General features: G+C 61.6%; 7 protein-coding genes. 2 read left to right on the forward strand and 5 right to left on the reverse strand.

Translation table 11 applies throughout. The annotated features are described in order from the left end of the window. From GEV06_27390 to GEV06_27400, 3 genes are all read right to left on the reverse strand, one after another. A partial coding sequence (locus GEV06_27390) for a hypothetical protein (protein MPZ21585.1) occupies positions 1 to 509 on the reverse strand: 509 nt, incomplete at its 3' end. Positions 510 to 588: 79 nt separating this feature from the next. Beyond that, positions 589 to 3,087 carry a site-specific DNA-methyltransferase gene (locus tag GEV06_27395; protein ID MPZ21586.1) on the reverse strand — a complete coding sequence of 833 codons (2,499 nt, stop codon included), beginning with the start codon at positions 3,085 to 3,087 and terminating at the stop codon, positions 589 to 591. Between the two features lie 403 nt (positions 3,088 to 3,490). Next, complete coding sequence (locus GEV06_27400) at positions 3,491 to 6,559, reverse strand: restriction endonuclease (GenBank protein MPZ21587.1); 3,069 nt, start codon at positions 6,557 to 6,559, stop codon at positions 3,491 to 3,493. Between the two features lie 87 nt (positions 6,560 to 6,646). On the opposite strand from GEV06_27400, the gene GEV06_27405 reads away from it, so the two are divergent. Further along, positions 6,647 to 7,078: a hypothetical protein gene (locus tag GEV06_27405; GenBank protein ID MPZ21588.1), complete on the forward strand. Its 432-nt coding sequence runs from the start codon at positions 6,647 to 6,649 to the stop codon at positions 7,076 to 7,078. A gap of 315 nt (positions 7,079 to 7,393) precedes the next feature. Here the strand turns inward: GEV06_27405 and GEV06_27410 are convergent, their stop codons facing one another. Next, positions 7,394 to 7,660 carry a hypothetical protein gene (locus GEV06_27410; protein MPZ21589.1) on the reverse strand — a complete coding sequence of 89 codons (267 nt, stop codon included), beginning with the start codon at positions 7,658 to 7,660 and terminating at the stop codon, positions 7,394 to 7,396. A gap of 196 nt (positions 7,661 to 7,856) precedes the next feature. On the opposite strand from GEV06_27410, the gene GEV06_27415 reads away from it, so the two are divergent. Further along, positions 7,857 to 8,087, forward strand: a complete 231-nt coding sequence (locus tag GEV06_27415) for a DUF4926 domain-containing protein (GenBank protein MPZ21590.1) — start codon at positions 7,857 to 7,859, stop codon at positions 8,085 to 8,087. 154 nt (positions 8,088 to 8,241) lie between these two features. Here GEV06_27415 and GEV06_27420 read toward each other — a convergent pair. Further along, the coding region (locus GEV06_27420) for a hypothetical protein (protein MPZ21591.1) at positions 8,242 to 8,665 on the reverse strand (424 nt) is incomplete at its 5' end.

Raw genomic sequence — 8,665 nt, forward strand, 5'->3', positions numbered from 1 at the left:
GGCAACGCATCGTGATGCGATTGGCCAATACGTGCCGCCAGGTTGTCAACCCGATCGTGTCGCGAGGCGTAGGCACCCACCAGATAGAATTGATGCCGGTACACACGTTGGAGCGTTTCCACCTCGGCCGGGTGCTTGAACGACCTCAACACGAAGGCTTGGCGTGGTGCGGGCACATTCTGCGATCCAGTTCGTTGGTCGCGATGGTCCTGGATTGCGGCAATGGCCAGAACAGCCATGGCATCGCTGCGTCCCGTCAGCTTGCGGAACTCATTTCCGGCATCCATATGTGCATTGAGTCGCACGTCCTCCGGGAAGTCGGGAAGGTTCTGCCATCGCGGGAATGCGTGGAGGAGATTGGCCAGTCGAATTGTCTCGGGCGCAGAGGTATAGGCAACGATGCGCAGCGACTTCACCAAGGCGCTGGTCACCGAGGACAGGCTCGAACCGGTCGCACCGACCAAACCGAACACGAGCTCAGGCCCGCCGGGGTTGGCAAAAGGAGCCATATCGGTATCAATTCGAACACACCAGCCCACGACGACGATGCCATCGTCAGCGCAGATCCGCAAGCAGTCTCCGTGGGCATCACTCGATGCGAAACACCTTCATCACCTCGTCGCCGAGGTGATTTATCACCTTGACGGCAATGCGCCCGCTCGCCGGCATGGGGAACGGCCGTGAGATGTCACTGTTGAGTGTCGCCCATGCATCGGCGTCGATCTCTGCCTTGAGCGTTGTCCTGAGCGCACCGTAGGGATCGTTCTGGCCCAGGAAGTACGCATGGCGGACGAAGAAGCTCTCTTCGTTGTAGTCGGTGTCGATGAACCAGCAGGCGATGCCGTCGGAGCCATCGCTACGGACCTGACCAGTACTTGGATCGAACACGTCGACGCCTCTCACGTGCACTCGCAGACGTCCATCGTCCACATGCAGGATGTCGATGTCTGGCTCGCCGAAGACGACGAACAGGTTCCCCGTGCTGGTGGCCTTGAGCTCGCCACCCATGTGCAGGTCGGCGTTCATGCGGGCCTTGAGCACCGGGATGCGTCCGAGCTTGTGGAACTCGGTGGCATGCGCTTCGTAGTTGAAAGCACAGGCGATGAGGACGTCGAAGCTGGCGTCTCCCGCCTCGCGGGCGGCACGCACGAGGTCTGGACGGCTCACGGTACCGAACTCCGGGCCGATAAAGATCGCCGCTCGCTTTTCGACATCGCCCTCGTGATAGCGTCCCTCCGCGCACACCATCTCACCCGGCCACGGCGTCAGGGACGTGAAGCTGATGCGGTCTTCCTTGTGTGCCTGCTGGACGCCAGCCGTGCGGAGGTTCTCGAGGATCATCTGCTCGAACGTCTGTCCATACGGAGGTCCGCTCTCTCCGACCTGTAGCGGATCGATCAGCTCGTCGGCCTCGTCGACGCCGAGCGTGCGACGCGGGCTCAGGCTCTCGACGGTGAACGGGCCAGCGACACGAACGGTCTTCGAGTCTGGATAGGGCCTGTCGTAGAGGAGCTCGGACTCCGCCTTCGCCGCGATCGACGCATCGATCGCCTTCTGACGCGCTATGCGTGCCTCCCAGAAGTTCGCCAGCGGTTGTCGCGCAGCCTGCGGCCAGTCCGCGGGCGCTTCGCGCGGGACCTCCCACTCAACCAGGGCCGACGCCGACACGACCTCACCGCCGGGCAGCGTGAACTGCGCGTCGTCCGGCGGATCGAAGCGAACGTCCTTGCCCTCGCGTCCACCGTTGGAGATCCGCAATGGCGTAGCGTGGCCGCGTAGGGCCGCATTCAACTTGTCCAGCGCACCTTGCACTTTGGGTTGATGCTCTTCCCAGATGACGTCGATCTCAGTGTTGTTGGCGATCGATTTCAGCGTGACGTGCGGAACACGCTCGTAGACGAAGCCGTGGCGCACGCTGCCGTGTGTCGGCTTGTCGACGAAGACCCGTCCACTGACTTCGGCTTCCTTGCTGAGACCTTCGGGCGAGTCGGCGAGGATGTAATACGGATAGCGCACGCCCATGATGCGGGAACGGGCCAGTGCAAGGGCGACGCGTGAGGTGTCGATGGTGATCCAGCGTCGGCCCCATTGCTCAGCGATGTAGGCCGTTGTGCCAGAGCCACAGGTCGGATCAAGCACCAGATCACCGGGGTCCGTTGCCATGAGGAGACAGCGTTCGATGGCTTTCGCGCTCGTTTGGACTACGTATATCTTTTCATCGGTGAAGTTCCCGGTTGCCGTGTCCGTCCAGGTATTCGTCCGCAGGCGGACTGGATAGTCATCTGCCAGTCTCACGTATCGCAGGCTGTTGCTGGCCTCATGGATTCGCCCGCACCTGCCGAGCCGCACCAGACCTGCGACTGTCGTTTTCCAGTGTTGATTTATCGGGATGATATAACTTCGTCCTCGGAATACATGGCGACCTGCGATTGAGGATGCGCCCTGGGATGTCAGTGAGGTGGGCTGATAGAGAACGGTACCGACAGGCACTTCGACCTCACCACGCTGTTCCTCTGCAGTTAGACCACGCCGAAATCCAAGTCGATCTGTTATCCATTGGTATTGCCCTTCACTCGCCGAGCGCTCAACAGCTTGGAGCGAGGGCCGAAACTTCAGCTCGGACGAATTCTTTCCATACCAGAGAACGTAGTCATTGGTGTTTGGAATGCGCGATGAGCTAAATCCTCCCGTCTTCTGCGTGATGATCTCACTGACGAAATTGGCCTGTCCAAACACCTCATCCAGGACCGAACGGACCCGGTGCACATTCTCATCGCCGATCTGCACAAAAATGGAACCAGAGTCCGCAAGTAAGTCGCGGGCGGCGGTGAGGCGATCTCGAAGGTAGGTTAGGTAGCTGTGGATTCCGTCACGCCACGTGTCTCGGAATGCCTTCACCTGCTCTGGCTCGCGCGTGATGTGCGCCGCATTCCCATCCTTCACATCACGACTCGTGGTAGACCACTGAAAGTTGCTGTTGAACTTGATCCCGTACGGAGGGTCGATGTAGATGCACTGCACCTTGCCGCGCAGTCCCTCGCGCTCGGCGAGGCTCGCCATCACCTGGAGTGAGTCGCCCAGGATCATGCGGTTGGTCCAGTTCTGATCGTGCTGGTAGAAGTCGGTCCTGTCGGCACTCTCCGCGACGCCGTTGAAGTCTGCGAAGAGATCAATCTGGGCGTCCGATTGCTGCGCCTTGGTTGCTTTTGACTCGCGCAGCAGCTCGTCCACGAGCGCCTTGGGATGCACCTTCTCCTGGATGTAGACCGGCGGCGCCTGGACGACGAGATCGCTCCAATCCTGGTAGTCCTTGCCGCGCCATACGAGCTGCGGATCGAGGTCGGTGTTCCGCGGATACCTCACCTCTTTCGGCGCGACGTGCTCGGCCTCCAGGACCGACCGATACTCGGCAGTGGGGATGTTCAGGCGCTTGTCGTCTGGGTGGCGAATGGCGTCGACGTTCTTCGGGGCTCTTGCACGCTTGGCCACGTCAAGTCACCTTCTCGACTTCGCGAGCAGCGTCGGCGATTATTCGATTGAACTCCTGCGCCACCTTGGCTTCGAAGTCCGTCTCGAGCTGATACACGTCGGTCAGCTCGGCAAACGCCCACCGCCCGAACGTTCCAAGGTTGTTGACGCCGGGCACCCAGTACGTCTCCATCGTGATCTTCTTGTCCTTGGCGTTTTCCCGGCGATAACCCTTCGTCTCGACGACGAGCCGCAGCAGGTCCTCCGGTCCGCGCCCATCGTCAACGAGGGCGATAAAGTCTGGACGATAGTGACGCACCTCTGGGCCGTAGCGGTAGGGCACCTCGAGGCCGAGGTTGTGGTTCTTCGTGTATGCCATGACCTTGGGATGCGCTTCGGCCACACGGCAGAACTCCGCCTCCCACTGGCTGTCGCACACCACCCAGTTCACCTGGTTCTTCGGCGGCGGGCTGCTCGTATCCCAGCGATCGGGCTTCGAGGTGGGGAAGCGCACGTAAGCTGTCGAGCCAACCGGATTGTAGGGATCGAGGAGCGCGCGGATAGGCCGCTGACCTTCGAGCCCATGATTGATGCCCCCTGTGATCCGATTGCATGCCATGTCGGCGAGGTCTTGGTACATCAAGAGCGCTGGATACGTGTCGCCCTTGCACACGAGACAGGTGTCGAGCCACTGTTTCGTGATTCGCTTGAGCTGCCCGAACAGATGCAGTTTTGGTTCTTCTCCAGCGTCACGCCACTTCGTGTAGAGCAGCCGCTTCGTGAGATGGAACAGCAGTGTGGACGGCCGGACGTCCTCGAGGTGCTTGAGGCTGAGATCCACAGCCTCACCGAAAATGCCCTGATTGCGCGTAATGGACGGACCGACGAGGTCGGGCGTCAGCTCCATGACCGAGTCGTCCGTGAAGGACGCCGAGAGACGCTCGGTGGGGAGCTCCACGCGGTAGCCCTCCACCCGCGGGAACCGAATCTCAAGGTGGTCGCGCTCGGGCCGTACCGCCTTCACTTGCACTGTTTCCTTTGGCGGGGTCGGCGGCGCGACAACCGGCTTGGCGGTGAAGTCGAACGGCACGCCGAAGATGTCCGCGTACTCGGCACCGAAGCGTTCGTCTTCGTTGAGGTCGTACGACTGGCGACGGAGAGCCCGGCCGATGACCTGCTCGCAGAGAAGCTGCGTGCCGAAGGCACGGATGCCCAGGATGTGCGTCACGTTGTTGGCATCCCACCCTTCGGTGAGCATGGATACCGACACCACGCACCGGATGCCGGCACCGAGCTGGCCGGTCTTTCCGACGGTGTTCATCACCTCTCGCAGCAACTCCTGATCGGTGATGTTCTCGGCGGCCCTGGCGTCGCCTGTACGTTCGACAATCTCGCGCCGGAAGCGCTCGATCTCGTCTGACGCCATCGCGCGAAAGTTCGGGTCGAGAGCCTCGCCAGCTTCGAGCTGCTCGGAGTCGACCAGGATCGTGTTCGGCCTCGGCAGCGCATTCCCTGTGGTTTCGTCGAAGTTTCGGAACAGCGGCAGGCGGCCATGTTCGAGCACGGACGCCTCGCCGTCCTGCTTCCTGAAGAAGCCCGAGACGTAGTCGTACACCCACTTCGAGATGGCAGTGTTCTGGCAGACGATGATGAAGCAAGGCGGCATCGAGATGCCGCCTTCCTGCCACAGCTTAAACGTCTTCTCGTAGTGGCCGTAGAGGGCCTGGAGCGCGGTCTGCAGTCGGGTCGGCAGCTTCAGCGGATCGAGATCGCCGCCGGCGCGGCGCCCCTTCTTGGGCATCTCCTTGCGGATATGCTCCCAAAGGTTGCGGTAGACTGGCATCTCGTCGCCCGGAATGTTCTCGGCGACCGGCACGCGCGGCAGCTTCACGATGCCGCACTCGATGGCGTCCATGAGCGAGAAGTCGCTCATGGTCCAAGGGAACAGCGTGCCTTCTCCGTACCCGGAGCCGCGCAGGAAGAACGGAGTAGCCGAGAGATCGATCACTCGCGCCAGACCCAGCGTACGGCCCACGGCTTCGAGCCCCGAGACCCAGAGCCGGGCCGCCTCATTGTTCTTCTCCGCTTCCTTCCGCTCTTCACCCTTCGGCGCTTCGTCGTCAGGCTCTGGTGGCCTCTCACGGTAGCAGTGGTGCGCTTCGTCGTTGATGGCGAGCACGTGCTTCATGCCCATCAGCTCCGGCATCACGCGCTGTTGCGTCTGCCCTTCGGTTTCGAGCGTCTGCAGCTCAGGGCCCGTGCGGCCTTTCACCAGCGCCCGTCCTCCCGCAGAAAGCTCGAGACGCTCGCGCCGCTTGAAGGCGTGATAGTTGGTGATCACGATCCGCGCCTTCTTCATGTCCTCGAGCAGGTCGTGCGGAACCAGCTCTCTAGTGCCGTAGTAGTTGTCTGGGTCGTTCGGCTGCAGCACGCGCAGGCGATCGCGAATGGTCAAGCCTGGCGCCACGATGAGGAAGCCGCGCGTGAAATGCTTGCTGCCCGGCCGGCGAACGGCGTTGACGGTCTGCCAGGCGATGAGCATCGCGATCACGGTCGTTTTGCCCGCGCCAGTGGCAAGCTTCAGAGCCATGCGCTCGAGATTCGGGTTTGCCTCCCTGTTTGCGGCCTTCAGATACTCGAGCAGGCGCTTCCCTGAAGCTGCATGCGGAGCCACTTCGGACAGCCAAATTGCAGTTTCGACAGCCTCCACCTGACAGAAGAACGGTCGGATCCCGCCGAACTCGTGATGTCGCCAGTGCTGCAGCAGCCGTGCGGTCTCCGGCGTCACCTGCCAGTGATTGGCCGGTAGGTCGCGCCAGATGTTCACCTGCTGGCGGACCTCGTTGATGATCGACAGATCGTATGCCTGGCTCTTGGTGGACAGGCCGCTACCCTCGTCGAGGACCAGCTCTTGCTGCCTGCTACTTCCGCGTCGCTTCTTGGGTTTCGGGATGGGTGTGACCAGCGTCGCGCGGCGTCGCCGGTCGACGAGGCGCCCGGTTGGCTGGCCCGTCTCGTCGAGCTCCCAGTGCTGGCGCGGGTACTCATACGGCGAGTTGACGATGGGCCGCTCGAAGAATGGATTCGACATTCGTTGGTGCTGTCAGGGGTCAAACCCACCTGGCGTCTTGCATTATAGTCGAGCTTAGGCGGACGCCCGCCCGGATCCGCACCGTGAGTGGCCTGTACCCACAAGAATATGCGCACCTGGGCAGTAAACGGCAAGCTGAACTTGGGTATGACTGCCGCTCCCGACACCCGGAGCAGCGGATGTCCGGTCAGTCGCTCACGTTTACAGGTCCACGAGGGAGCGATCGGCAATATGGAGCACAGAGATTTCGTGATCGGCGAAACATTCTGGACGGTCGAAGGGCAGTTTCGTTGCACCGACATTGGAGCTCGTGTCGTCGTGGCCGTGAAGCTGGGACCGAGGGAGGTCACCACAGTTCAGACCGTCGATGGCGAGCAGCGCATCTCACGGCGCATCGACGATGATTCGAGTTGGCTGAACGGTCCGCCCTATGCCGTGGAAGAGATCGTGTTCGACGAGGATGCTCAGGCGGTCTGCTTTCGAACGAAAGCCGAAATGCTTGCCGATCGGGAGGACTGACGGCTGACCGCTGGGCCGCTGCTCAACGCCTTGCGTTGCATCGTTCCACGCGAATATGTTCCCGGCGTTGCTGGTCTTCATCGAGATGCCCATGTGGATCAGCTCGACGTGTTCGACGAAGATGTCATCGAGCGGTCAACGAAGCTCGGTACGTCACCACTCGTCATTGGCTTTCTGAATCTCCCACCAGACTGCCATTCCAAGAGCAAGACGAAGCAGAGGAGGAAGAATGGAGGAAGTGGATGATCGCAGTGAATCCCTTCCTCCACCCGTCCTTGTCCTGCCGATCGCGGACGACCGCTGAAGTCGGTTCCGTCATCGATCGGAACCACGCGCCAGGTCGGCCAGCGTTACGGCGAACGCCAGGCCCGTGTAGAAGTAGGCCTTGCCTGCCTCGGAGAGCACCCAGAGGTGGGCGCCTTCTACGGCATCGCTCACTTCGTCGTCCTTGATGGCGTCAAGCGCATCACGCCAGGCCCGGCTGGCTTTCTCCATGTTGAGATGCCGTCGTGCCGCCTTATCGATGGCGGTAAGCAATGCATCCTCCTCGGGTGCGAGCACACCGTTGGTCGGCACGGTCACGAGCGCAAGCTCAGAACGGGGAAGTGGTTGAAAGCGTCGAGTCGGCGCACGGCGGAAATATGTTGTCGACGGGAGCGTCTCGTCGCAAACTGGGAAGAGCCGTCGACGGAAAGTCCGGACGGTCTGGATCATCGATCGAGGCTCGGAAGCGCCTCGCTTGGTAACGGCCTATCCGGGTAGGGAGTGAGCCTTCGGTATGATCAAGGAACACGATCGAGTTGTCCTGACCGCGCCCGTACCTAAAGAGCGCCTGGAGGTTGGCGATGTTGGGACCGTGATTCATGTGTACCCCGACGGTAAAGCCTTCGAGGTAGAGTTCACGACTCTCGACGGGAGGACGGCTGCTGTGGCGACCGTTGAGGCCTCGGACCTCCGACCCGTTTCCAGCCGCGAGATCACCCATGCTCGTGAGCTGATCATTGGCTGAATCCCACTACCCCGCGTCTCCTCCTGGCTCATCCGGGATAGCCTGGTACTCGCTCAACTCCCCGAAATGAATGCCGGCGTCGAAGCCCGCCGGTTCGGCTGCATCGACGTTCACAATCACGGTCCACGTCGCCCCGCCAGTCAGGGGGCAGGCCTTACAGAAGATACGGGATCATCATCTTGGTCCGCTTTCGGTAATGGGCATAGCGCTCGCCAAACGTGTCAGCTAGCAGTCTTTCCTCTGCATACGCGCGCCACACAAAGGTGGGCACAATCGCGGAAAACACAACCGCGACGGCAGGCCAGCTGCTGAAGGCGAGAGCCTCGCCCATCGCCAGCAGTGACAGGCCGAGGTAGATGGGGTGGCGGACGAGGCGATACGGACCTGTCGTCACGAGGCCTGTACGTTGATCTGCCATCGGCACGAAACTCCAAGCCGAACCGAGCTCGGCCCGGGACCAGAGGACGAGCGCAGCGCCCGCTAGAGCGAGAAGGCATCCGCACAGCGCCAGCAATAGCGCCGCGTGGAGGCGCCGCTCGGAAACTAGACCAGTCCGCCGCTCGGAAAGTGATCCACCT

The organism is Luteitalea sp. (assembly GCA_009377605.1).
Lineage (GTDB): Bacteria > Acidobacteriota > Vicinamibacteria > Vicinamibacterales > Vicinamibacteraceae > WHTT01.

What these genes read in the sequence shown, in the direction of transcription:
- GEV06_27395 (MPZ21586.1), bottom strand. Translation starts at nt 3,087, where the DNA reads ATGATCCTGGGCGACTCACTCCAGGTGATGGCGAGCCTCGCCGAGCGC.
- GEV06_27400 (MPZ21587.1), bottom strand. Translation starts at nt 6,559, where the DNA reads ATGTCGAATCCATTCTTCGAGCGGCCCATCGTCAACTCGCCGTATGAG.
- GEV06_27415 (MPZ21590.1), top strand. Translation starts at nt 7,857, where the DNA reads ATGATCAAGGAACACGATCGAGTTGTCCTGACCGCGCCCGTACCTAAA.